The sequence below is a fragment of the Streptomyces sp. NBC_01474 genome (genome assembly GCF_035918215.1).
GTDB classification, from domain to species: Bacteria; Actinomycetota; Actinomycetes; order Streptomycetales; family Streptomycetaceae; genus Streptomyces; species Streptomyces aureus.
In genome coordinates this window covers 1,859,638-1,880,931 of sequence record NZ_CP109449.1, presented here as the reverse complement: position 1 = coordinate 1,880,931, position 21,294 = coordinate 1,859,638, and the positions used below count along the sequence as shown (strand labels likewise).

The window sequence follows — 21,294 nt, the reverse complement described above, 5'->3', positions numbered from 1 at the left end:
GGGAGGTTCACCGGGGTTCACGGCTGTTCATCGGGGGTTCTGGGTTCCCGGGATCACCAGGTGGAGGGGTCGGGGAAGCTCTCGGTGGGCAGCGGCGGGGAGGGGTTTGTCGAGGGCGGGGCTGACGGCGAGGTGCTCGGCGTACCGGCCGAGGGGCTGGGGCCGGACGGCGTCGGACTCTGCCTGCGGGTCGGGGGCGGGCTCGACGTGGTCTTCTTGGGTGTCGGGGCGGCCGTTTTGGTCTCGTCCTCGGCTGAGGGGGAACCGCTCGCCGTGCCGGCCTCGTCGGACGGACTGGCATCGGGTGTCGGCGAGAGCAGGCTCGTCTCCGGCGACGGGTCGGTGAGGACGGGGGAGTCCGGCCGGGTGTCGTCCTGCGGCGCCTCGTCCGAGGCCGACGGCGTTGCCGCCGCGCGGAGCGTGGGCACGCCGGGCTGGAGGATGGGGATGATGGGCGGCCGCGGCGGCAGCGGCTTGGGCGTCACCCCGCCCATCCATGCCGCGCCGAGCGCGGTGGCCGCGGCCAGTACGCCGGCGCAGATGACGAAGCGCAGCCGAAGGTTTCCCTCGGTGGCGCGGAGGGTTGCCCGCACGAGCCGCCCGGTCAGGCGCACGGTGAGATACCCCGCGCCGGCCAGGGGGCACAGGATCATGAACCCTCCGACGACGCCGACGAGTCCGGCCGCGATCTGTCCGTCGGCGAAGGCGAACCACGTTCCGGTCGCCTGCTCGACCAGCGAACGCAGCCCGGTTTCGAGCAGGCGCGGGAGGTTCCACAGGACGTAACCGAGCTCGGCGATGATCAGCGGCACCATGGTCAGCACCCAGACGGTCACGATGACCCGTGCGGAGCGCTTGAGGCCGGCCACCTCCGGGGTGACCGGCCGGCCCGGCAGCATGCTCAGGAGGATGGGTTTGATCTTGCCGTAGAGGTCGGGGATTCCTGCGAGGTCACCGAGGATGTAGTAGCCGTCCAGCCGGACCGCCGGCATCAGCTGTTCGAGGATCTCGAAGTGCACCAGGTAGACCGCGCCGAGGAAGAAGGGCTGGCCGGTGAGGAGGTAGGCGCCGGCCAGCCCTAGTAGGAAGACGACGTTGAAATAGACCCCGCCCAGGTCGGTGCGGATCCGGCCGGCCCGGTTGATGCGGTAGACGTCGGTGACGTCGGTGTACATGGAGGGCCAGATCAGGAAGAGGCCGAACCCGATGCTTCCGGGTCGCGCGCCCCCGTACCGGCAGGCCGAGGCGTGACCGAACTCGTGGAACACGAGCGAGGCTACGATCAGCGCGAAGACGGCCAGCATCAGGATGGGTTGCTCGAGCACCTGGAGCACCGGCTGCATTGCTCCGTGGAAGCCGAACAGCCAGACGTCCAGCACGATGACGGCCGCCAGTACCAGGGCCACCACCGCGGGCCGGTGAAGCCAGGCCAGTGCCTTGGCGATACGGGCGACCTGCCGCTCACGGAAGATCACCCGGTGGCCCTTGAGGACCAGGAGGAGGTCGGACCGGGGACCGGCGACGACCTGCTCGTCCGCCTGCCCGAACGGGACGGTGAGGCCGAGCGGTTGGAGCTTGTGCTCCACGAGGTAGTGGATGTTGTCGGCGCTGAGCTCGCGCCCGAAGCGGCCGCTGACCCGGTGGGAGATGCTCTCGGTGTCGCGTACGCCGTCGATGGCTTCGACGACGAGATAGAGCAGCGGGGAGAGCTGGATCACCTGTCCGTCCTCCCGGCGGACCAGATACTTGCGCTCCGTGAAGCCGGATCCCTGGTACTCGCCCAGGCGTTGAAGCCCTGCGCCGAGTCGCGGGACGGGGAAGCGCGGTTCCTCGTACACGTCCCCGGGAAACGTTTTGTCTGCGTCCCGGACCACCGTCCCCATGGGAGCGGGGTCATGGGCCCCCTGACCCTTGGCCATCGTCCTGCCCTCCCTCCCCGGTGCGGACCGCGTCGCCACGACCACGGTCCGCACGCGTCGGGTGCCGCTACTGGCTGATGTTGATGGTCTGGTTGGCCTCGGAGGCGGCGATGGCCTCGGGGGAGTTGAGGTTCGCCGCGAGCGAGTTGTTGTGGGCGTCGACGTAGGCGACGTGCCGCGTCACGTTGGTCGTCTTGACGAAGTTGAACTTCAGCCGGCCCAGGGCCTCACGGCCGGGCAGCAGTTCCGCGGACTCATCGTTGAGCTGTTCGTTGTTCATGGTGAAACCTCTTTCGGGATAAGGGGTGGGTTACTGGTGGACGTTGATGGTCTGGTTGCCCGCGGACTGGGCGATGGCCTCGGGGGAGCAGGCGTTCAGCGCGTACGAGTTGTTCTGGGCCTGGACGTAGGCGACGTGCCGCGTCACGTTCGTCGTCTTGACGAAGTTGAACTTCAGCCGGCCCAGGGCCTCACGGCCGGGCAGCAGCTCTGCGGATTCCGCGTCCAGCTCACGCATGCCGAGCATGGTGGTTCCTTTACTGAATGGGCATGGACGGTCACATACGATCTCGGACGTCCATCCATGCCGGACGATCTGTCTGACGAGATTGGACAGTAGACCGTTCAAGAACCTCGGACAACCACTTCCCGCACATCGCCCCCCACCGGACACATCGCCTATCAAGGGAAACGGCAGGCGGGAGGGCATATGACCGGATACAAACCCCACCCGACACGCGTCGAGCTCGTCACCCGATTGGCTCAACTCGGGGCCATTCGGCCCATGTTGCACCGCCCCACCATGACTATCCTCTCGACCCTCAAGACGGGTGAACCGCCCGAAACCTCCGCGAGAGGGGTGCACGTGCTTGTCGTCCAAGGAGTGTCCGCGACCGCCGTCGTACGGGGCAGGACGGGGGAACCGGTGGTCCTGCTCTCCGGCGAACTCCCCGAGGCCCTCACCCCTGCCGCCCTCGACGAACTGTTGAACCTGGCCGCTGCGGTGCTCGATGCGGAGGAACTACGGCTGTTCCGGAGCTGCCTGTCCGCACTGCACTGCGGCGAGAAACTCGACGAACGCCGTATCGAGGTCAGCGGAGCCGTCCTCACCGTCTACCGAAGCTGACCGCGCTGAACCGACTGCGCACAACGCGGGGCGAATACCCTGCGTCAGATTTCCGTTTCCGCAGGGCAGAACTCCCCGCTCATGAAAACGACAGAGAATTCTTCAATGCATACCCCGGGGCGGTCCAGGAGACTTTTTGATATTTCACGGCGGCTCGCAACACGACCACGACACACGGGAGTTGCTTCACCCTGAAGAGTGCTTCAGGCCGCCGCGGAAGCGAGACCGGAAATACCCGGTAAGCAAAGCTCAGAGCACGTTTTGGACGCCACGAAACCCTGCGCAGATTGTGCTCCGGCAAGTCGTCCATAGCCGGTTGGATGAATGGGTGAGGGCCGTTGCCGAGTAATGTCTGGCACGCCATCCGGCAATTCATCGAAACAAGGAGAAACACGGTGAGAAAACTGGCACGCGCCACCGCGACGGCCGCCCTGACCATCGCAGCGGTTGCCATCCCCCTGACGGGCACGGCCATGGCCTCCACCGCGACGGCCGCCCCGGCCCAAGCCCACCGGCTCCTGCACAAGGCGGCCTCCCACAACAACGGCTGGTGTGGGGACTACCGGTACAACAACCGGCACCACCGCGGGCACTACTGGAGCCGGTGGGACGACAACTGCGGCTACCGCAACGACTGGAGGGGCTACCGCCACGTCAACTACCGCGGCTACAGCGACTACAACGACTACAGGAACTGTGACCGCGACTTCTGATCCGGTCTGATCGGGCGGCACCCGATGTGGGGTGCACCCAATGCGGGGCTCCCGGGAGCAACTCCCGGGAGCCCCGCGGCCGTGTCCGGAATCAACTCCGGTAGACGGTCAGGACGGCTCCGCCCACCTCGATACGGCGTTCGTCGAGTTTCTCGCCGCAGTGCAGCGCGGACAGGCAGCTCCGGAACAGCCGCAGTTCCTCCGCATCGAGCACCGCGGCTGCCAGGTTCAGCAGTTCGTCGAGGGCGGCACGGGTGAGGGCCTCGGGGAGTTCGCCGGAGAGCAGGACCACCGGTTCCCCCGTCCTGCCCCGTACGACGGCGGTCGCGGACACCCCACGGACGACAAGCACGTAGACCCCCTCTCCCTCCCTGGAGGATTCGGGCGGTTCAACGCGGCCCGTGCGACGAGAGGATAGCCCCAATGGAACGATTTTTACGGCGATCTGACGGTTCGGCACGCAATGGACGCCCGTGCGGCGAAACCCCTAGCGGGGGCCGCCGGGGGTGCTGCGCAGGAGGGACTCGACGAGTGCGGTGACGTGGCGGCGGTCGGCATCGGACAGGCGCTGGACGCTGGCGATGAGGGTGGCGATCTCCGGGTCGGACGCCGTGTCGGCGGGGTCCTCGAAGTAGAGATGGATACCGCAGGCCTCGGCGGCGGCTCTGCGTACCGAGTCCAGGGGCAGTTCCAGTCCCCGGGCCAGGCCTTCGAGGGTGGCTTGCTGCGGCATGCGGGCCACGTGCGTGACGGTCGCCAGGTGGTGGACGGTGGATCGCGGGATGCCGCCGCGCCGGGCCACGTCGCCGTAGGACCAGCCCTGCTGCTCCAGCCGGCTCTTCACCAATTCCTGTAGTGCGTTGGCCACGACATCGATTCTTCCTGCTAGCAAGGCGGTTGAGCAAACACTCTTGAACGGCTTGCCATCAGGTGCTACGGGGACTGTGTCCAATCTCGTTGGACACTGCCCGGAGGCACCACGACCGCTGGGTTCAACGCTTCGCGGCCTGCTCCGTCACGCCCGACGCCCTCGCTTCGCTGCCGGCCGCGTCATGTCCGTCGCCCCCGCAGCAGTCCCTGCCTCACCCGCTCTTGGTACTTCCTCCCGCAACGCCAGCCGCATCCGCCCCGGTCAACCGCCGATACGCCGGCGCGCCCGAGAATCGGGCCGCGGCCCGGCGCCGCGCCGCGCGCGAAGGTCGCCCACTCCCGCACCGGAGTCCGGTCTTCGATCAGGACTGCGGCACCGCCCGCCCCGTGACGCGCCGGACATCGCCCAGCAGGACGAGCCAGACGACCTCCGCCGGGCGAGCCGGCCGGAAGGGGACCGACGAGGCCATCTGCGCCTCGATCTGTGCGGCCTTCTCCCGCGCCCGGGCCAGATCCGATGTCACTGACCGGAGACGGCTTCAGACCGAGAGAGTCGGACAGTTCGCCGAGCGCACCGAAACGCAGACCGCGTGCGACCATCCCGCGACCGCCCTTGGACTCACGGAGAGGAGCGTGTCGATGAGGGGCCAGGGGCCGACGCTCCTTCAGCCCGGTGGGGTACGGCGGTGCGCGCCGGCGTGGATCACCGGGGTAGTTGGCGGCGGTGGTGACGGCGACACCGGCCTTCGGGAAGTGGATCGCCGAGAGTGAAGGGCGGTCGTTCCTCGATATCGAGCGCGAGGTGTTGGGCGAGCTCGTGGCGATGGCCGCCGGTGCGACGTGATCAGCGCAGAGATGGATCAACCCGGTGACGCCGCTCGCGGCACTGGCGGCGGATGCGGCGGGCGAGGACCGGGGCGGCCCGGGCGAGCCGGACGTTGAGCTGCCCTGTGCGGCATGCTCCGGCTGGTCCCCCTGTGTGCTGGGGCGGCGGCGGTCCGTGATGTGGCGACTTCGAGTGCCTCTACAGCATGACGGGCGTATTGTCCACATATGTGCGACGTTCGGTATGGCTGGCGCGACACACCATCGGTACCGGCAGGTCGTGGCCGACGTTCGTGCCAGGTACATCGGCGGGTGGCCTGGCCGGCGCGGCGCCGTTGGAGGAAGGGTGCAGAGGCCCGGCAGGCGGTGGGGCTCGGTGGTGCGGAGTTGCCGGAACGGGTACACGTCGTCGCGCAGCGGGGGAGTGACCTTCTCTCGGCGGGCGGCTGCCATTGCGTAGCTGTGCCGGGGAGACCTGGGCCGATCGGGCTGCTCGTGCGCGGGGCGGTGACCGGCCGACGGGCGGGCCGGGGCGGCCGGGCACGGTTCGGTGCGGGCGTCGGCATCAGCGCTGACGCCGCCCGGAATCGTGACGAGTGCGTGAGGGGACCTCGCTGCGGTGTCATCGAGGGAGGGTGAGAACGTGCGGGAGGCGGCGTTCACCCCCGAGGCCGGCTCCGGCCTGGAATTGCTGGAGCCCGCTCTGGTCCGGGTCGTGCAGGAGACCGGTGCGTCTGTGGGCGCGGTGTATTTGCTGCCGTCGGGCGAGACGGTACTGCGGATGGCATTGCTGACGGGGATTCCGCTGCAGATCGTCGCGCCGTGGGCAGAGGTGAGGCTGGCCGCCCAGATCCCGGTGGCTGATGCCGTACGCGAGCGGCGCGTGGTGTGGGTCGGTAGCAGTGAAGAGATGGCGCGCCGCTACCCGAGGCCCGCGCTCGTGTTGCCGTACCACTTTGCGGCAGCGGCGGCCCCGGTCACTACAGGCGATACCGATCGGGGTGGACTGGTGCTGCTCTGGCCCGGTTCACATCCGCCGGAGCTGTCCCAGGGCGAGCGTGATGCGATCGGTGTCTTCTGCCGTCACGCCGCTCTGCTCCTGCAGCGGGCCGCCGACAGTGGCCGCCCGGTGCTGCCCGGAGCCGAGCCGCGGGTGCTGCCGCCGCACCGCTCCTACGCTCCTTGTCCGGGCGAGGCAATGGCCGCGGTCGACTTTGCCGAGCGTCTCCCCGGGGGCTGCTGCGCGCTGGACCTGGAAGGCCGGATCTCCTTCGTCACCACTGCCGCTGCAGAACTGGTCGGAGCGGATATCCCCGATCTGCTGGGCGCGCTCCCCTCACAGGCGCTGCCCTGGCTGGATGACCCGGTCTTCGAAGACTGTTACCGATCCGCGGTGTTCAGCCGCCGGACCGCGTCCTTCACCGCCCGGCGCCCGCCGGATCGGTGGCTGTCCTTCCAGCTCCATCCGAATGCCTCCGGCGTCAGCGTCCGTATCACTCCTGCCCCCACAGCCCCTGCCGAGGACACCCCGGATACGCAGCTCGCCGCGTCGCCGGCCACGCCAAGCCGAGCACGGGAGCTCTACCACCTGCTGCACCTGGCCGCCATGCTCACCGAAGCCGTCGGCGTGCAGGACGTCGTCGACCGGGTCCCCCGCCAGATCATGCCCGCCTTCGGTGTCCAGGCCCTCGCGCTGATGACCGCGCAGGAGGGCCGCCTGCAGATCATCGGCCACCGCGGCTACACCACCGAACTCATGGACCGCTTCGACCTCGCCCCCCTGACCTCACACACCCCCGCGGTACGCGTCCTGGTGACGGGTGTTCCTGCCTTCTTCGCCACCTTCGCGGACCTGAAACGCGCCTATCCCCCCGCCGTGCTCCAGGACGGCATGGCTGCCTGGGCGTTCCTGCCTTTGACTGCCTCCGGGCGCACCGTCGGCTCGATGGTGCTCGCCTACGACCGGCCTCACTCCTTCACCACAGAGGAACGCGCCATCCTCACCTCAATCGCCGGGCTGGTCGCCCAGGCCCTGGAACGCGCCCGCCTCTACGACGCCCAGTACCAACTCGCCCACAGCCTGCAGGCCGCCCTGCTGCCCCACGACCTGCCCCCGATCCCCGGCCTGGACCTGGCCGCCCGCTATCTCCCGACCACGCACGGCGTGGACATCGGCGGCGACTTCTACGACCTCATCCGCCTCGACGAAACGAACGCCGCCGCTGCCATCGGCGACGTCCAGGGCCACAACGTCAATGCCGCCGCCCTTATGGGCCAGGTTCGCACCGCAGTCCACGCCACCGCCGGCGCATCCCCCGGCGACGTCCTCGCCCGCACCAACCGCCTGCTCACTGACCTCGACCCGGGCATGTTCACCAGCTGCCTCTACATCCACCTCGACCTGGCACACCACCGTGCCCGCCTGGCCACCGCCGGTCACCCCCCACCACTCCTGCTCCACCCCGACGGGCACACCGAGGTCCTCGACCTGCCGCCCGGGCTCGTACTCGGCATCGATCCAACCGCCGACTACGAGACCGCCGAGATCCCCTTGCCACCCGGCACCGTGCTTGCTCTCTACACCGACGGACTCGTCGAAACCTCCGGCGTGGACATCGAGGACGCCATCGCTGACCTCGCCGTGCATCTCGCACGAGCCCCGGGCGAAACCGCGGAGACCCTCGCCGACAACCTCGTCCACTACGCCACGCAGTGCGCACCCCGCAACGACGACATCGCACTGCTCGTCATCAACGTGCAACAGACCGGCTGATGACACAAAACAGCCCACTGCCCTCTTCTACGCAGCGATACCCCTAGACCCGGGGAGCGCGCAACGCCTGCGAGAGCGCGCTCATGCTGATGTCGACGATCGTGTGGAGCTGCTTCTGACTCGCCCCGGCCCTGCTCATCACGGCCAGTGACTGGTTGACCGCCGCGATGTGAACGGCGAAGTTGTCGGCGTCGCTGTCAGTCAACTTCGCGGCGATCAAGGCGGTCCGCAGCCGCGCACGCTGAAGGCCCAGGGCTTCGATCGCGCGCGTGGCAATGTCGGGGCTCAGTACCGGTAGCGCCATCGCGGTTTGGGCGACCAGGCATCCGTCCGGCACGTCGGGGTCGGCGATGCGCCTCAGTGTGACTTCGAAGAACGCCTGTACTGCCCGCAGTGGATCTTCGGACGCACCTGCAAGGGCCTGGTCGTACCTGTCTCCGTACCGCCTGGCGTAGCGGTCCAGGCAACGAGAGAAAAGCGATTCCTTGTCGCCGAGTGAGGAGTAAATGGAGCTGCGGTTCAGTCCGGTCGCCCTGGAGAGATCGTCGAGAGATGTGTCGGCGTATCCGGCTCGCCAGAACTGGACCATCGCCGCATCGAGCGCGACGTCCACGTCGAACTGCTTCTTCCCGGCCATCGCGCACGCACCTCGTTCTTGAGCTTGAGTCAAGCCGTTGTGGCCTCGCTCATCATATCTTGAACTGAATGGTTCAAGATGCGTTAGGGTTCAGGCATGACTGACGCTGCGACCGCCGCGAACCGCTCTTCGGGCCAGAATCCAATCTCCGGGTTGCCGCTGCACGACCTTGCGGGCTTCACTCACCGCTGGGTCGACGCAGACGGCATCCGACTTCATGCCGTGGAAGGCGGTCAGCCGACCGGCCCTACCGTCGTCCTGCTCGCCGGATTCCCGCAGACCTGGTGGGCTTGGCGCAAGGCTGCGCCGGCCCTTGCCGAGCGATTCCACGTGATCGCAATCGACCTGCCAGGACAAGGCCACTCCGACCGCCCACAAGACAGCTACGACACGCATACCGTCGCTTCGCGCATCCAGGCCGCGGTCACTGCGCTCAACGTGCAGAAGTACTGGCTCGTCGCCCACGACATCGGGGCCTGGGTCGCCTTCTCGCTAGCTCTGAACTACGAAGAGCGCCTGCACGGTGTCGCTCTGCTTGACGCCGGCATTCCCGGCATCAGCCTCCCGGACGCCATCCCGACGGATCCCGACCGGGCATGGAAGACCTGGCACTTCGCGTTCCACCTGGTGCCAGATCTTCCCGAGACGCTGCTCGCCGGTCGTGAGCGTGACTACGTTGACTGGTTTTTGAAGGTCAAAGCACTGTCCCCGAACACATTCGACAGTGCCGAGATCGACCATTACGCCGCCGCTGTCGCTGCAGAAGGCGGTCTCCGAGCGTCTCTCGCCTACTACCGCGACGCCGCGGAATCAGCACGCAAGAATCATGACGCTCTCGGACGACAGCACTTGACCGTCCCGGTCCTGGGAATCTCCAGCTCTCACGGCTCGATCCCCGACATGGCCGCTTCCATCAGCCCGTGGGCAGACAACGCGACCGGTGTCGTCATCCCACATTCGGGACACTTCATTCCTGACGAGCAACCCGCCGCATTTGTGGACGCGTTGACTGCGTTCATCGCTCACGAGCGTCTCGGGTAGTTCGAGCTTCACCATCACCAGATCCTCGGCACCCACCACAGGCCGCCAACGAACCGACATCGAACTCTCCGCGCTGACCGGGCAATGTCTCGACCGCCGGATCGTCGACCGCGACATCCTCAACACCGAACTCTCGGCCTGGAAGAACGCCACCAACGCCGGCCAACGTCAGGTGGACCGAGGCAGGTGCCCGTTCCAACTGTTGACCCGTCACGTCATTCAGAGGGAGGAGTCCGGCGCGAAGGCCACCGTCGGCGAGACCATGACGACAGCCGACGGCGGCTATCCAGGCGCGGGGCTCGTGATGCCCCACCGCCGCAAAGGCGAAGACCCGCCCGTCTGGAAACAGGCCCACAACAAGACCCACAAACAGGTCCGCGCCCGCGTCGGGCACGTCTTCGCCCGCTTGCACAACCTGTCCCTCACCGGATAGGCCCCGGTCCGCTCGCGAGGAGATCCCTACCGCCCCCTATGCAGGGCGCAACCACTCGTAGATTCTTTGTAGCCGTGACCCACACGACAAGCGAAACCACGTGGCCCGGAAAGATCAGTGCCATCACCCTGTTCGTAGAGGACCTGGAGGCCACGAAGCGGTTCTACCGTGACGTGTTCCGCCTGCCGGTGACCTTCGAGAACGACAACTCGGCCGTGTTCAGCTTCGGGAACACCATCATCAACCTGCTGCAATCCACCGCGGCACACGAACTGATCGGCCCCGCGCGCGTCGCCAACCCGGACGCCGGCTCCCGTCTGCAGCTCACCCTCCCCGTGGACGACGTGGACGCGATGTGCAAGGACCTGACCGCCCGCGGCGTGACGCTGCTGAACGGTCCGATGGACCGACCCTGGGGGATACGGACTGCCAGCTTCTGCGATCCGGGCGGCCACATCTGGGAGATCGCGCATTGACCGCGACAGCGGACACTGAGATCTAGGCACTCCTGACCTCTCTGGACACACAGCGCCGCCCTGCCCTCGGCAGACTCGACGGCTCGACACGGAGGCACTGCGGCGGTCCGTGCTGCCGTCCGGATGGAGCTGCCTGGGGCTCGTCCAGCACCTCGATGGCTGGTGGGAGCCGCAACGACGTCACGCAGTTGCTGCCCCTGCTCGACAAGATCCCCGCCATCGGCCGGCCACGGCATCGGCCCGAGCTGCTCTTCGCCGACCGCGGCTACGACCACGGCACATACCGGCGCCTGGTGCGGGCACGTGGCATCCGCCCCGTGATCGCCGAACGCGGTCAGCCGCACGGCACCGGTCTGGGAGTCTTCCGCTGGGGCGTCGAGCGGGCGATCTCCTGGCTGCACGGCTTCCGCCGCCTGCGCATCCGCTGGGAACGACGCGACGACATCCACGAGGCCCTTCCTCAGCCTCGCCACCTGCCTCATCACCCACCGCCACGTCCAACGCCTTTGTCAGGTCCTCTTCGCCGGCTGGCTCAGGAACACCGGAGCGATCCAGGGTTCAGCGGAGTCTCGCGCTCGCCTGCCTTGGCGCCGGTCGGCGCGAACGCGACGGGAAGCCCCTGGAGGGTGCACACCAGGTGCGGCCGCAGCCCCCAAGAGAACCGGCTGTGACTGGCGCAGTACCCGTACTCGGCCCACCCGGCCAGGTCGGAGCGTTTCGCGGTCCCGGGGGAGCGGCCGCATTCGGCCGGTGTGGAGTCGACGATCCACACGTCGTCGTTCCGCACCGAGGTGTCGGCGGCCGGCAGTCGGGTGACCCGGCGGAGCAGTTCGGCGCTCTTGCGCAGCCGCTTGTTGTAGCCGGGCTGCTTGGGCAGGTACGGGACGAGATGCCGCAGGTGGGAACGCGGCTCACCTGGGCGGCTTCGGAGCGGTAGGCCCGGCCTCGCGGGCCCGAAGCCCGCCGTGAGCCCGCGAGCCCGTGAACCCGCCCCGAGCGACGCTCACCTCTCCCGCTTGACGTGAGTAGACCTGTCTGTCTAATCTAATCGCAATTAGACAGACAGGTCTACTCGTGCTTCGGACGGGAATGGTCATGACGAATCTCTCGGTCGTCCCGGTGTCCAATCCGGCGCGTACCTCGGATGCGGCGCCCGCCGGAGTCGGATCCGCTTCCGGATCCGACTCCGCTGCCGTATCCGCGCGGGGCCGGCGGCTGCCGCCGACCGTGGCGCTGTACGTGCTCGCCTCGATCACCATCTCGTTCCTGGCGGCCTCCAGCGCGCCCACCCCGCTCTATGCGGTCTACCAGGCCGAATGGGGCTTCGACCCGATCGCCACCACCGTGGTCTTCGGCGTCTACGCGGTGGCCGTGCTGCTCGGGCTGCTCACCATGGGCAAGCTCTCCGACCACGTCGGCAGGCGGCCGGTGCTGTTGGCCGCACTGGCGGCGCAGGCCACCTCGATGGTCGTGTTCGCCACCGCCGACGGCGTGTCGGGGCTGATGGTCGCCCGGATCGTCCAGGGACTGTCGACCGGCGCCGCGCTCGGCGCGATCGGGGCGGGGATGATGGACATCGACCGGCCGCGCGGCACGATCACCAACGCGGTCGTCCCGGGCATCGGCACGGCGACCGGCGCGCTGGTCTCCGGCCTCGTCGTCCAGTTCCTGCCCGCCCCCACGCATCTGGTCTTCCTCGGGCTGATGGCGGTCTTCGTCCTCCAGGCCGTCGCCGTCGCACTGATGGCGGAGACGGTGACCCGCAAGCCGGGGGCGCTGGCCAGCCTGGCGCCGGAGATCAAGCTGCCGCGCGCCGTACGCCGCCCGATGCTGGTGGCCGCACCGGTGCTGTTCGCCGTCTGGGCGCTGGCCGGGCTGTACGGGTCGCTCGGCCCGTCCCTCGCGCGGGAGTTGACCGGTTCCAGGTCCGAAGTCCTCGGCGGACTGAGCCTGTTCGTGCTCGCCGGGGTCGCCGCCGTCTCGGTGCTGGTCCTGCGGAAAGCGGCCACCCGGACGGTGATGCTCACCGGCATCCTCGCGCTGATCGCCGGGGTGGCCCTCACCCTCGTCTCGATCCGTGACTCCTCCTCCACCGGCTTCTTCGTCGGCACCGCCATCGCGGGCGTCGGCTTCGGCAGCGGGTTCCAGGGCGGCATCCGTACGGTGATGCCGCTGGCCCGGCCGCACGAGAGTTCCGGGGTGCTGTCGCTGCTCTTCGTCGTCTCCTACCTGGGCATGGGGGTGCCCGCAGTGATCGCCGGGTTCCTCGTCGTCCACGCGGGCGGACTGACCGCCACCGCGCAGGAGTACGGCGTCGCCGTGATCGTCCTCGCGGCGTTCGCGCTGATCGGGCTGCTGCGCGGCGGCCGGGACGGGGCGGCGGTCCTGCCGGTCGAGCGGGTCGGCGCCAACGCCTGAGGGGTGGCCTCCGGCCGGGACTCGGCCGGAGCATAATGTAGACAGATCTGTCTGAAGGAGTGACCGTCATGGCGAGTGTCCAGAGCACCGCGAAGCCGTCGGCGCGTGAGCGCCTGCTCGCCGCCGCGAACGAGCTGTTCTACGCCGAGGGCGTGCAGAGCGTCGGGATCGACCGGGTCATCGAGCACGCGGGCGTGGCCAAGGCGTCGCTGTACAACACCTTCGGCGGCAAGGAGCAGCTCGTCCGGGCCTACCTCGACCACCGGCACGCGGCCACCGCCGACCGGATCACGCGGGCCGTCGCGGAGCGCGACACGCCCCGCGAGCAGATGCTGGCGGTCTTCGAGTCCCAGGGGCGGCAGTTCGACCGGCCCGACTTCCGCGGCTGCGCCTTCATCCGCGCCGGCGCCGAGGCCAGCCCCGACGGGCTGGTCCATGAAGCGGCGGACACCTTCCGCGGCTGGATGCGCGAACTCTTCACCCGCCTCGCCGCCGAGGCCGGCGCCGCTGACCCCGACGCCCTGGGCCGCCAGCTCCAACTCCTCTACGACGGCGCCGGCATCTCCGCCCTGATGGACCACGACTCCACGGTGGCCGCGACCTCCCGCGCGGCGGCGACCGCCCTGATCGCGGCGGCGACGGGCGCATCCGTAGAGGCATGAGCGGCGCTTGGAACGCACACGGGCCGGGGCGGCGAGCGTGAACCACGCAGTGCGCCAGGGCTACTGACGCGGCGACGGGAGAGCGACCCGGGCCAACGCACCGGGACGCCGGCTCCGGTCGGGCCCGATCCGCGGACGGTACGCCGCAGCCCGCTCGGCCGACGTCTGACCACTGGTTTCCCGACGCAGCACCACTAGATGATCGATACCAATGGATCGGCCGCGCGCGTGGGGCGAGGGCGGTCAACGTCACTGTGTGAAGACGGAGTTGGGCAATCTCGCGACCGCACTCCATGCGAAGACGGATGACCCGCTGAAGGCGTCTCCGCATCTCGCGCCCTGGCGGCCGGTCGTGTCAGCCGCTACCTCGCCGGCCTCCGACGCGCATCGCTCATCCTCTGGCTGCGTGAACCGTGATCGTTTTGGCAGACACGCCCTGGGAGGCCGGGCCCTTCGCCGTACCTCCTCGCGGAGATCCGCCTGTCGGGCCGCGGAGAACCGCCTGTCGCACCCGTGATCAAAGTCCGATTGTGTCTGCGACATGCCCGAACCTGTTCACTTTCTGGAAATCCAGCCGTAGCCTCAGATTGAAACCACAGACTCGGGCACAACCGGGTGAGACGTCGGAGGCAGACGGACATGTACGCACCAGAGCGGCAGCAGGAGATCCTCCGTCTCGCGCGTGATGGCGGACGCGTGGACGTGCTGTCACTCGCCGAGGAGTTCCAGGTCACCGCGGAGACCATCCGCCGCGACCTCAAGACCCTGGACAGGGCCGGTCTCGTACGGCGGGTGCACGGCGGTGCCATACCGGCCGGGCGGCTCGACTTCGAGCCCGACGTCGCCGAGCGCGAGGGCACCGCGGCCGACGAGAAGGACCGCATCGCCCGGCTCGCGCTCGCCGAGCTCCCCGAGGACGGCACCGTGATCCTCGACGCGGGCACCACCGTCGCCCGCCTCGCCGCGGCGCTGCCCCTGGAGGCCACGCTCACCGTCGTCACCCACGGCCTGCCCGTCGCGGCCCGCCTCGCCGACCACCCCGGCATCCAGCTGCACCTCGTCGGGGGCCGCGTCCGCCACCGCACTCGCGCCGCCGTCGACGCCTGGGCCCTGCGCGCGTACGGGGAGATTCGCGCGGACGTCCTCTTCCTCGCGGCCAACGGGTTCTCCGCCGAACACGGCCTGACCACCCCCGACCTCGCCGAGGCCGCCGTGAAGCGTGCGGCCGTCGGCGCCGCCCGCCGGGTCGTGCTGCTCGCCGACTCCGCCAAGTACGGGCAGGAGCACTTCGCCCGCTTCGGCGACCTGGGCGATGTGGACGTGCTGATCACCGACAGCGGCCTCAGCGACGGAGACGCGGCCGCGATCGAGAAGGGCGGCACGGAAGTGGTCCGCGCATGAGCCCCACGACACCGGCCCCGGAAGCGGCCACGACACCGGCCCCGGCCCCGGCACCCCCCACGCAAGCCACCACGGAAGACGCACGCGGCATGATCCTCACCGTTACCCCCAACCCTTCCCTGGACCGCACCTACGAGGTCCCCGCGCTCGACCGGGGCGAGGTCCTGCGCGCCACCGGCGAGCGCATGGACCCGGGCGGCAAGGGCGTCAACGTCTCGCGGGCCGTCGCCGCCGCCGGCGCCCCCACGCTCGCCGTGCTTCCGCTGGGCGGCGCGCCCGGCGCCCTCGTGGCCGAGCTCCTCGACGCCCAGGGGATCAGCGTCGACCCCGTCCCCGTAGCCGGACAGACCCGGTCCAACATCGCGCTCGCCGAGCCGGACGGAACGCTGACGAAGATCAACGCGCCCGGCCCCGAACTCACCCCGGAAGAAGCCGAGTCACTGCTCACCGTCGTCGGCGAGCGCTCCACGGGCGCCGACTGGATCGCCTGCTGCGGCAGCCTCCCGCGCGGCCTCGCCCCGTCCTGGTACGCCGAGCTGGTCGCCCGCGCCCACGCGGCCGGCGCCCGGATCGCGCTCGATACCTCCGGCCCGGCCCTCCTCGCGGCCCTGCGCGAACGGCCCGACGTCGTCAAGCCGAACGCGGAGGAGCTCGCCGAGGCAGTCGGCCGTCCGCTCGTCACCGTCGGCGACGCGGTCAAGGCGGCCGAGGAGCTGCGGGACCTCGGCGCACGCGCCGTCCTCGCCTCCCTCGGCGCGGACGGGCAGCTGCTCGTGGACGGCTCGGGCGCCTGGTTCGCCACCGCCCCGGTCGATACCGTCCGCAGCAATGTCGGCGCGGGCGACTCGTCCCTGGCCGGCTTCCTCATCGCGGGCGGCACCGGCCCGCGGGCGCTGGCCTCGGCCGTCGCCCACGGCGCCGCTGCGGTCCAGCTCCCGGGCAGCGCGATGCCGACCCCGGCCGACCTGGACCCGGACGCGGTGACCCTCACGGCGGACGTCCCGCTGGACCGCGTCCTGAAGGAGCCCGCGCCATGACGGCCTGCGCCCCACCCCTCAATACGCCCCATCCGGTCGCCTCTGACCTGATCACTCCCCACGCTCCCTTCCGGAGCCGCCGTCCCCGCGGCGAAACCCCCGTCCCCACCCCCGCCGCCAAGGCGATACGAGTGCGAAGGAACCCGCGATGAGCGAGATGATCACCGCGGACCTGGTCGATCTCGACCTGTCCGCCAGCACCAAAGAGGCGGCGGCCCGCGCCCTCGCCGAAAGGATGATCGCCCAGGGCCGGGTGACCGACCTGGCCGGCTTCCTGGCCGACGTCGCGGCCCGCGAGGCGCAGATGCCGACCGGCCTCGACGGCGGCATCGGCATCCCGCACTGCCGCAGCGAGCACGTCACCGAGCCGACCCTCGCCTTCGGCCGCAGCGCCGTCGGGATCGACTTCGGGGCGCCGGACGGCCCGGCCGACCTGATCTTCCTCATCGCCGCGCCCGCCGGAGCGGACGACGCCCACCTCACCATCCTGTCCTCGCTGGCACGGCAGTTGATGGACGAGGACTTCAAGGCGGCGCTGCGCACGGCGACCGACGCGGGGGCCACGGCGGCGCTGATCCGCGGGGACGAACCCGAGCCCACGCCCGAGTCCACCACTGAGCCGGAGTCCACGCCCGAGCCCACCACCGAGCCGGAGTCCACTACCGAGCCGGAGCCCAGGCCCGAGCCCGAGACCGCTCCAGCGGCCCCCGCCGCGAAGTTCAAGATCGTCGCCGTCACCTCCTGCCCCACCGGCATCGCCCACACCTACATGGCGGCCGAGTCCTTGGAGAAGGCGGGCCGGGACGTGGGCGACGTGGAAGTGCTGGTCGAGACACAGGGCTCGGCCGGGTTCACCCGCCTCGCCCCAGAAGCCATCGCGGGAGCGGACGGCGTGATCTTCGCGCACGACGTGCCCGTACGGGAGAAGGACCGCTTCGCCGGGAAGCCCACCGTCGACGTCGGCGTGAAGGCCGGCATCAACCGGCCCGCCGAACTCATCGGCGAGGTACGCGAGAAGGCCGCCCGCGGCGAGACGACCTCGGGCGCAGCGTCCACCACCCCCGTTGACCGGGCCGGTGACGCCGGCGACGGCTACGGCACCAAGCTGCGCAAGTGGCTGATGAGCGGCGTCAGTTACATGGTCCCCTTCGTCGCGGCCGGCGGTCTCCTCATCGCCCTCGGCTTCGCGATCGGCGGCTACACCATCAACAAGGCGCCGTCCGTCGCCGAGCACTTCGTGTGGACCCAGACCGACAGCTGGGCCGCGCTGCTCTTCCAGGTCGGCTCCGTCGCCTTCGCGTTCCTCGTCCCGGTCCTCGCGGGCTTCATCGCGTACGGGATGGCCGACCGGCCGGGGCTCGTGCCCGGGTTCGTCGGCGGTTCGATCGCGCTCACCATCAACGCCGGCTTCCTCGGCGGCCTCGCCGCCGGTCTCATCGCCGGCGGCGTCGTGATGGCGATCCAGAAGGTGAACGTACCCCCCGTGCTGCGCGGGATCATGCCGGTGGTCGTCATCCCGCTGATCTCCTCCGCGGTGGTCGGCTTCCTGATGTTCCTCGTCATCGGCAAGCCCATCGCCTCCCTCCAGCGCGCCCTGACGGACTGGCTGAACTCCCTGTCCGGCGCCAACGCGATCATCCTCGGCGTCATCCTCGGCCTGATGATGTGCTTCGACCTGGGCGGCCCACTGAACAAGGTCGCGTACGCCTTCGCGGTCGGCGGCCTCGCGAACCCCACCGAGGGCTCGCTCAAGGTCATGGCCGCGGTGATGGCTGCCGGCATGGTCCCGCCCCTGGCCATGGCCCTCGCGACGACCGTGCGCGGCCGGCTCTTCACCAAGACCGAGCGCGAGAACGGCAAGGCGGCCTGGGTTCTGGGCGCCTCGTTCATCACGGAGGGCGCGATCCCGTTCGCCGCGGCGGACCCGCTGCGCGTCATCCCCGCTTCGATGGCGGGCGGCGCGGTCACCGGCGCCCTGTCGATGGCCTTCGGCTGTACCCTGCGCGCCCCGCACGGCGGCATCTTCGTGGTCCCGCTGATCGGCAACCCGTTCCTCTACCTCATCGCGATCGCCGCCGGTGTCTGTGTGTCGACGGCTCTGGTCGTGATCCTGAAGGGGATGCGGAAGCCCGCCCCCGAGGGCGGGGCGGACGGGGCGGGCGACGTGCCGGCGCAGAAGGGTGAGGAGCCGAAGATACCGGTGGCCGCCTGACAGGAGATTCCGGTGACCATCTGAGCAGATGCTGGTGGCCACCTGACAGTTCGGCGCTGAGCTGGCCTTCCCCGTGGAAGGTCAGCTCAGGAAGGTGAAGCGGCCACCGCGCGTAGACCGTCCGGCACGTAAGCGGCACGGCGGCGCCGAAGGAGGCCGAGAACGACCAAGGCCCAGGTTTCCCGGATTCGCCCGGTCGACCTGGCCCTCAGTCGTGGCGAGCGCGGACGGTTTCGAACCGCCGACATCTATCTTGTAAGGGCGGACGTGATCCGAAGCGAATGCCCCCAGGTCACTCCGGCTGTAACGGCAGCCCAGGTGAACGGCGCGTCTCGACTGTGCCGAGCCGCCATTGACCGTGGCTGACCGCACGATGTGGCACGGCTGTGGCACGGGGACTTCTTCGTCCCGAAGCAACTGGGACAGCCTGCCGACCTTGGTCCGGTGCTTGTCTGACCTGCTGCGGTGGTACGTACGTGTTCGTGCTCGTCCGCCGCTGTCTGCCTGCGTTGTCACGCAGTTAGACACTCAACGCTGTCGCTCACGTTGAACGCAATCATCTCGTCGCTGGCCTCGTCCAGTGGTCTCGGCTCTGGGTTGCGTCCGAACCATCGTGAACGGGGCTGAATGAGACGGAAACTGAGACGGGCTAGGCCCGAGGACCGAGGCACCCAACGAGCAAGGATGAGGTCTGGTCGGCCGACTGGCGGCCTGGAGCGGTCGCCTGAAGCACCGATCCTCAGAACTTGCCTCCCACCAGGACCGTGCGATGGTCACCCAGCACGCGTGCGAAGCGTTCGAGGAAGCCGGGGCTGAACTCGGGCCAGTCCCAGAACTCGAATCCCAGATAGCCGAACGCGTAGTAGTCGTTGTCCCAGGTCCACGCGGTCAGGTCACCAGCTCGACTACAGCGTGGACAGGTGACGGCAGCTTGGCCCGAGTCGCGCCAGGTGCCGATGGCCTTGTTGAAGGGATCCCAGGCGTCCTCGATCGCGTCCCACTCATCGGTATACAGATCCACGCGGGCGGCGCAGTGAGGGCAGGCGGCGTACATGGCATCGCCCTGCCCGCCGTGGAAGACGGTTCGGCCTGTCTCGACCTTGAGTCCGTCGCTCGGCTCCCAGTCGACTTGCTCGACCGCCTTGGCCCAGAGCGGACCCGGTGGGTGTCCGAGCGGGGCGCCGAGAACGCAGTCGGTGCGCTCGGCGCGGACTATCCCTTCCGCGACGAGCCAGTCAAGGCCGCGGGCTGCCAGTGCCGTTGCGTCGGCCGGCGTGGCCTGGAGGTCGACGATGGTTTGGAAGTAGTTTCCCATGAGGAGGGAGAGTACGAGGCGCCACCGACAGCCAGCAGTTGAAGGCCTGAGCGGACATCTGAGGACCTGAGCTTGAGAAGCTCGGGTGATCTAGGGGCATTTGGCCGCTGAACTGCGACGGAGCAGCCTGGGCGCCCTCGGCGCGATGTCTGATTGTCCGCGACTCCCCGGGGCTTCCTGCCTAACCTGGCACGGGTCTGGCACGTTCAGTGCTGGTCCAGCCACTCGTCGAGAATAGTGAACCAGTCCTTGCCGCTTACCTCGGCGGCGGCATCCATGTCCTCAACGCCGTATCTGGCGCGCAACCAATCGCGCCTGCGTTGGTCGAGGAGTTCGCGTCGGGCTCGTTCTTGCCGTGCGTTCGCTTCTTCCGTCTGTCGCCTTGGTTCAGCGTCCCGCGCCTTCGATCGGACGGTGCTTTGGCTCATTCTCGTCAGCACTCCAGCACAGTCTGCGCCGAAGTAGGAAAGGTGCCCCTGAGGCTTACCGTCTAGGTCAGGCGAAGCCAAGATGATCGCTTCCTTGAGCGTCGCTCCGCACCTGTCACAGGTGGCCTCATGGTTTGGCGAAGCCCTTGATGTGGTACTCCGTCATGTCCCGCCCTGTCTCGTGCTGTTGACCGAGGCCAGTGTGCCGGGCGTGGAAGGCACTGGCTAGTGAAGCAGGTGCCGCGTAGAGACGTGCGCACACGAGGTCGGCGGAGTATCAATGGGCGAGTCAACACCCTAGTGCCGCATCAGGCAACGTTCGCCCTGCCGATGGCTACTCTGACGATGTGGCCGATGAAGAGGACAGTGGGAGCGGCTCGATCCGACGTCCCTCGTGGGACCACCCGGTAGTGGCCACCGTCGCGGCGGAACTGGGCGGCCTTGCTGTCTCCGGGTTGGTCGCTCTGGTGGGGTGGCCGTTCGGGTGGCTGCCCGACACTGGTTTCGTCCTCATCGTGACGGGCTTTATCGCGTTCGAGCCTGCGGCTGAGTTGTACCGCGGGGCGGGCCCGCCGCGTCGGCTTGCTGTTGTCGCCGCTCTCCTTGCGCTGGCAACGGTGAGCCTGCTCGTGGCTGCAGCAGTGAACTGGGCCTTTCCTGCGCTGGCTGATCCGGGCGTCGGTATCCTCGTCGGCTACCTTGTTGCGTTGCCCATCGCCGTGGCTGTGTTGGCTTGGTTCCTCACCAGGGCGAACAATGCCTGATGCGGCACTAGCTATCTTGAAAACCGTCGTGACGCGAGCCACCGTGGGTTCAAATCCCACACCCACCGCAGTGATCGAAGGCCCTGATCAGCATCATCGGTCGGGGCCTTCATCGTGCCTACTGTCCGCCGGTGACCGTGATTCCCCGTGAGTTCCCGGTCTATCGGGCAGGGAAGGCACGGCCGCTCGCAGGCTTTGAGGTTGGTCCGCATCCTTATCAGGTCGATCACGAGGGGCTGAGGAC

The 21,294-nt window shown here is 68.9% G+C and carries 20 protein-coding genes and 4 pseudogenes; 14 read left to right on the top strand and 10 right to left on the bottom strand.

Going from position 1 to position 21,294, the window contains the following annotated elements:
* Positions 1 to 53: 53 nt before the first annotated feature.
* From OG758_RS08875 to OG758_RS08865, 3 genes are all read right to left on the bottom strand, one after another.
* On the bottom strand, positions 54 to 1,919 hold the full coding sequence (locus OG758_RS08875) for a hypothetical protein (protein ID WP_326709475.1): 1,866 nt from the start codon (positions 1,917 to 1,919) through the stop codon (positions 54 to 56).
* 67 nt (positions 1,920 to 1,986) lie between these two features.
* Positions 1,987 to 2,199, bottom strand: coding sequence for a hypothetical protein (locus OG758_RS08870; protein ID WP_266557025.1), 213 nt, complete (start codon positions 2,197 to 2,199; stop codon positions 1,987 to 1,989).
* Between the two features lie 30 nt (positions 2,200 to 2,229).
* Positions 2,230 to 2,445, bottom strand: coding sequence for a hypothetical protein (locus OG758_RS08865; RefSeq protein WP_326709474.1), 216 nt, complete (start codon positions 2,443 to 2,445; stop codon positions 2,230 to 2,232).
* Positions 2,446 to 2,721: 276 nt separating this feature from the next.
* Between OG758_RS08865 and OG758_RS08860 the strand changes: the two genes are divergently transcribed.
* Both OG758_RS08860 and OG758_RS08855 read left to right on the top strand, forming a co-directional pair.
* Positions 2,722 to 3,045, top strand: coding sequence for a hypothetical protein (locus OG758_RS08860; protein ID WP_326709473.1), 324 nt, complete (start codon positions 2,722 to 2,724; stop codon positions 3,043 to 3,045).
* A 395-nt stretch (positions 3,046 to 3,440) separates the two neighbouring features.
* Positions 3,441 to 3,758, top strand: a complete 318-nt coding sequence (locus OG758_RS08855) for a hypothetical protein (protein WP_326709472.1) — start codon at positions 3,441 to 3,443, stop codon at positions 3,756 to 3,758.
* A 91-nt stretch (positions 3,759 to 3,849) separates the two neighbouring features.
* Here the strand turns inward: OG758_RS08855 and OG758_RS08850 are convergent, their stop codons facing one another.
* The 3 genes from OG758_RS08850 to OG758_RS08840 form a co-directional block, all read right to left on the bottom strand.
* On the bottom strand, positions 3,850 to 4,110 hold the full coding sequence (locus OG758_RS08850) for a hypothetical protein (RefSeq protein WP_326709471.1): 261 nt from the start codon (positions 4,108 to 4,110) through the stop codon (positions 3,850 to 3,852).
* Between the two features lie 135 nt (positions 4,111 to 4,245).
* Positions 4,246 to 4,626: a helix-turn-helix domain-containing protein gene (locus tag OG758_RS08845; protein WP_326709470.1), complete on the bottom strand. Its 381-nt coding sequence runs from the start codon at positions 4,624 to 4,626 to the stop codon at positions 4,246 to 4,248.
* Positions 4,627 to 4,990: 364 nt separating this feature from the next.
* Positions 4,991 to 5,152: a hypothetical protein gene (locus tag OG758_RS08840; RefSeq protein ID WP_326709469.1), complete on the bottom strand. Its 162-nt coding sequence runs from the start codon at positions 5,150 to 5,152 to the stop codon at positions 4,991 to 4,993.
* Positions 5,153 to 6,072: 920 nt separating this feature from the next.
* On the opposite strand from OG758_RS08840, the gene OG758_RS08835 reads away from it, so the two are divergent.
* Positions 6,073 to 8,226, top strand: a complete 2,154-nt coding sequence (locus OG758_RS08835; protein WP_326709468.1) for a SpoIIE family protein phosphatase — start codon at positions 6,073 to 6,075, stop codon at positions 8,224 to 8,226.
* A gap of 43 nt (positions 8,227 to 8,269) precedes the next feature.
* Here the strand turns inward: OG758_RS08835 and OG758_RS08830 are convergent, their stop codons facing one another.
* Positions 8,270 to 8,863, bottom strand: a complete 594-nt coding sequence (locus OG758_RS08830; RefSeq protein WP_326709467.1) for a TetR/AcrR family transcriptional regulator — start codon at positions 8,861 to 8,863, stop codon at positions 8,270 to 8,272.
* Between the two features lie 96 nt (positions 8,864 to 8,959).
* Between OG758_RS08830 and OG758_RS08825 the strand changes: the two genes are divergently transcribed.
* The 4 genes and pseudogenes from OG758_RS08825 to OG758_RS08810 all read left to right on the top strand — a co-directional run.
* Positions 8,960 to 9,904 (top strand): alpha/beta fold hydrolase, encoded by a 945-nt coding sequence (locus tag OG758_RS08825; RefSeq protein WP_326709466.1) that lies wholly within the window; start codon positions 8,960 to 8,962, stop codon positions 9,902 to 9,904.
* Positions 9,905 to 10,130: 226 nt separating this feature from the next.
* Positions 10,131 to 10,313 (top strand): annotated as a pseudogene (locus tag OG758_RS08820) (IS5/IS1182 family transposase); the annotation flags it as partial.
* 98 nt (positions 10,314 to 10,411) lie between these two features.
* On the top strand, positions 10,412 to 10,813 hold the full coding sequence (locus tag OG758_RS08815; protein ID WP_326709465.1) for a VOC family protein: 402 nt from the start codon (positions 10,412 to 10,414) through the stop codon (positions 10,811 to 10,813).
* 155 nt (positions 10,814 to 10,968) lie between these two features.
* Positions 10,969 to 11,268 (top strand): annotated as a pseudogene (locus OG758_RS08810) (transposase); the annotation flags it as partial.
* Positions 11,269 to 11,369: 101 nt separating this feature from the next.
* Here OG758_RS08810 and OG758_RS08805 read toward each other — a convergent pair.
* Positions 11,370 to 11,717 (bottom strand): annotated as a pseudogene (locus OG758_RS08805) (IS982 family transposase); the annotation flags it as partial.
* 191 nt (positions 11,718 to 11,908) lie between these two features.
* Between OG758_RS08805 and OG758_RS08800 the strand changes: the two are divergent.
* The 6 genes and pseudogenes from OG758_RS08800 to OG758_RS08780 all read left to right on the top strand — a co-directional run bounded on the left by OG758_RS08800 (position 11,909) and on the right by OG758_RS08780 (position 18,543).
* Positions 11,909 to 13,231, top strand: a complete 1,323-nt coding sequence (locus tag OG758_RS08800) for an MFS transporter (protein ID WP_326709464.1) — start codon at positions 11,909 to 11,911, stop codon at positions 13,229 to 13,231.
* A gap of 68 nt (positions 13,232 to 13,299) precedes the next feature.
* A complete protein-coding gene (locus tag OG758_RS08795; protein WP_326709463.1) occupies positions 13,300 to 13,893 on the top strand; it encodes a TetR/AcrR family transcriptional regulator in 594 nt (197 codons plus the stop codon).
* 256 nt (positions 13,894 to 14,149) lie between these two features.
* Positions 14,150 to 14,248, top strand: a pseudogene (locus tag OG758_RS48870) (IS982 family transposase); the annotation flags it as partial.
* Between the two features lie 284 nt (positions 14,249 to 14,532).
* Positions 14,533 to 15,294, top strand: a complete 762-nt coding sequence (locus tag OG758_RS08790; RefSeq protein ID WP_326709462.1) for a DeoR/GlpR family DNA-binding transcription regulator — start codon at positions 14,533 to 14,535, stop codon at positions 15,292 to 15,294.
* A gap of 89 nt (positions 15,295 to 15,383) precedes the next feature.
* Positions 15,384 to 16,331, top strand: a complete 948-nt coding sequence (gene pfkB, locus OG758_RS08785) for a 1-phosphofructokinase (RefSeq protein ID WP_326709461.1) — start codon at positions 15,384 to 15,386, stop codon at positions 16,329 to 16,331.
* Positions 16,332 to 16,479: 148 nt separating this feature from the next.
* Positions 16,480 to 18,543 (top strand): fructose-specific PTS transporter subunit EIIC, encoded by a 2,064-nt coding sequence (locus OG758_RS08780; protein WP_326709460.1) that lies wholly within the window; start codon positions 16,480 to 16,482, stop codon positions 18,541 to 18,543.
* A 739-nt stretch (positions 18,544 to 19,282) separates the two neighbouring features.
* On the opposite strand, the gene OG758_RS08775 is transcribed toward OG758_RS08780, so the two are convergent.
* Complete coding sequence (locus OG758_RS08775) at positions 19,283 to 19,858, bottom strand: hypothetical protein (RefSeq protein ID WP_326709459.1); 576 nt, start codon at positions 19,856 to 19,858, stop codon at positions 19,283 to 19,285.
* Positions 19,859 to 20,064: 206 nt separating this feature from the next.
* Complete coding sequence (locus tag OG758_RS08770) at positions 20,065 to 20,286, bottom strand: hypothetical protein (protein ID WP_326709458.1); 222 nt, start codon at positions 20,284 to 20,286, stop codon at positions 20,065 to 20,067.
* A gap of 347 nt (positions 20,287 to 20,633) precedes the next feature.
* On the opposite strand from OG758_RS08770, the gene OG758_RS08765 reads away from it, so the two are divergent.
* Complete coding sequence (locus OG758_RS08765) at positions 20,634 to 21,050, top strand: hypothetical protein (RefSeq protein ID WP_326709457.1); 417 nt, start codon at positions 20,634 to 20,636, stop codon at positions 21,048 to 21,050.
* Positions 21,051 to 21,294: the final 244 nt, after the last annotated feature.

What these genes read in the sequence shown, in the direction of transcription:
- pfkB (WP_326709461.1), top strand. Translation starts at nt 15,384, where the DNA reads ATGATCCTCACCGTTACCCCCAACCCTTCCCTGGACCGCACCTACGAG.
- OG758_RS08865 (WP_326709474.1), bottom strand. Translation starts at nt 2,445, where the DNA reads ATGCTCGGCATGCGTGAGCTGGACGCGGAATCCGCAGAGCTGCTGCCC.
- OG758_RS08800 (WP_326709464.1), top strand. Translation starts at nt 11,909, where the DNA reads ATGACGAATCTCTCGGTCGTCCCGGTGTCCAATCCGGCGCGTACCTCG.
- OG758_RS08830 (WP_326709467.1), bottom strand. Translation starts at nt 8,863, where the DNA reads ATGGCCGGGAAGAAGCAGTTCGACGTGGACGTCGCGCTCGATGCGGCG.
- OG758_RS08795 (WP_326709463.1), top strand. Translation starts at nt 13,300, where the DNA reads ATGGCGAGTGTCCAGAGCACCGCGAAGCCGTCGGCGCGTGAGCGCCTG.
- OG758_RS08780 (WP_326709460.1), top strand. Translation starts at nt 16,480, where the DNA reads ATGAGCGAGATGATCACCGCGGACCTGGTCGATCTCGACCTGTCCGCC.
- OG758_RS08860 (WP_326709473.1), top strand. Translation starts at nt 2,722, where the DNA reads ATGACTATCCTCTCGACCCTCAAGACGGGTGAACCGCCCGAAACCTCC.
- OG758_RS08790 (WP_326709462.1), top strand. Translation starts at nt 14,533, where the DNA reads ATGTACGCACCAGAGCGGCAGCAGGAGATCCTCCGTCTCGCGCGTGAT.
- OG758_RS08825 (WP_326709466.1), top strand. Translation starts at nt 8,960, where the DNA reads ATGACTGACGCTGCGACCGCCGCGAACCGCTCTTCGGGCCAGAATCCA.
- OG758_RS08770 (WP_326709458.1), bottom strand. Translation starts at nt 20,286, where the DNA reads ATGAGCCAAAGCACCGTCCGATCGAAGGCGCGGGACGCTGAACCAAGG.
- OG758_RS08870 (WP_266557025.1), bottom strand. Translation starts at nt 2,199, where the DNA reads ATGAACAACGAACAGCTCAACGATGAGTCCGCGGAACTGCTGCCCGGC.
- OG758_RS08875 (WP_326709475.1), bottom strand. Translation starts at nt 1,919, where the DNA reads ATGGCCAAGGGTCAGGGGGCCCATGACCCCGCTCCCATGGGGACGGTG.
- OG758_RS08775 (WP_326709459.1), bottom strand. Translation starts at nt 19,858, where the DNA reads ATGGGAAACTACTTCCAAACCATCGTCGACCTCCAGGCCACGCCGGCC.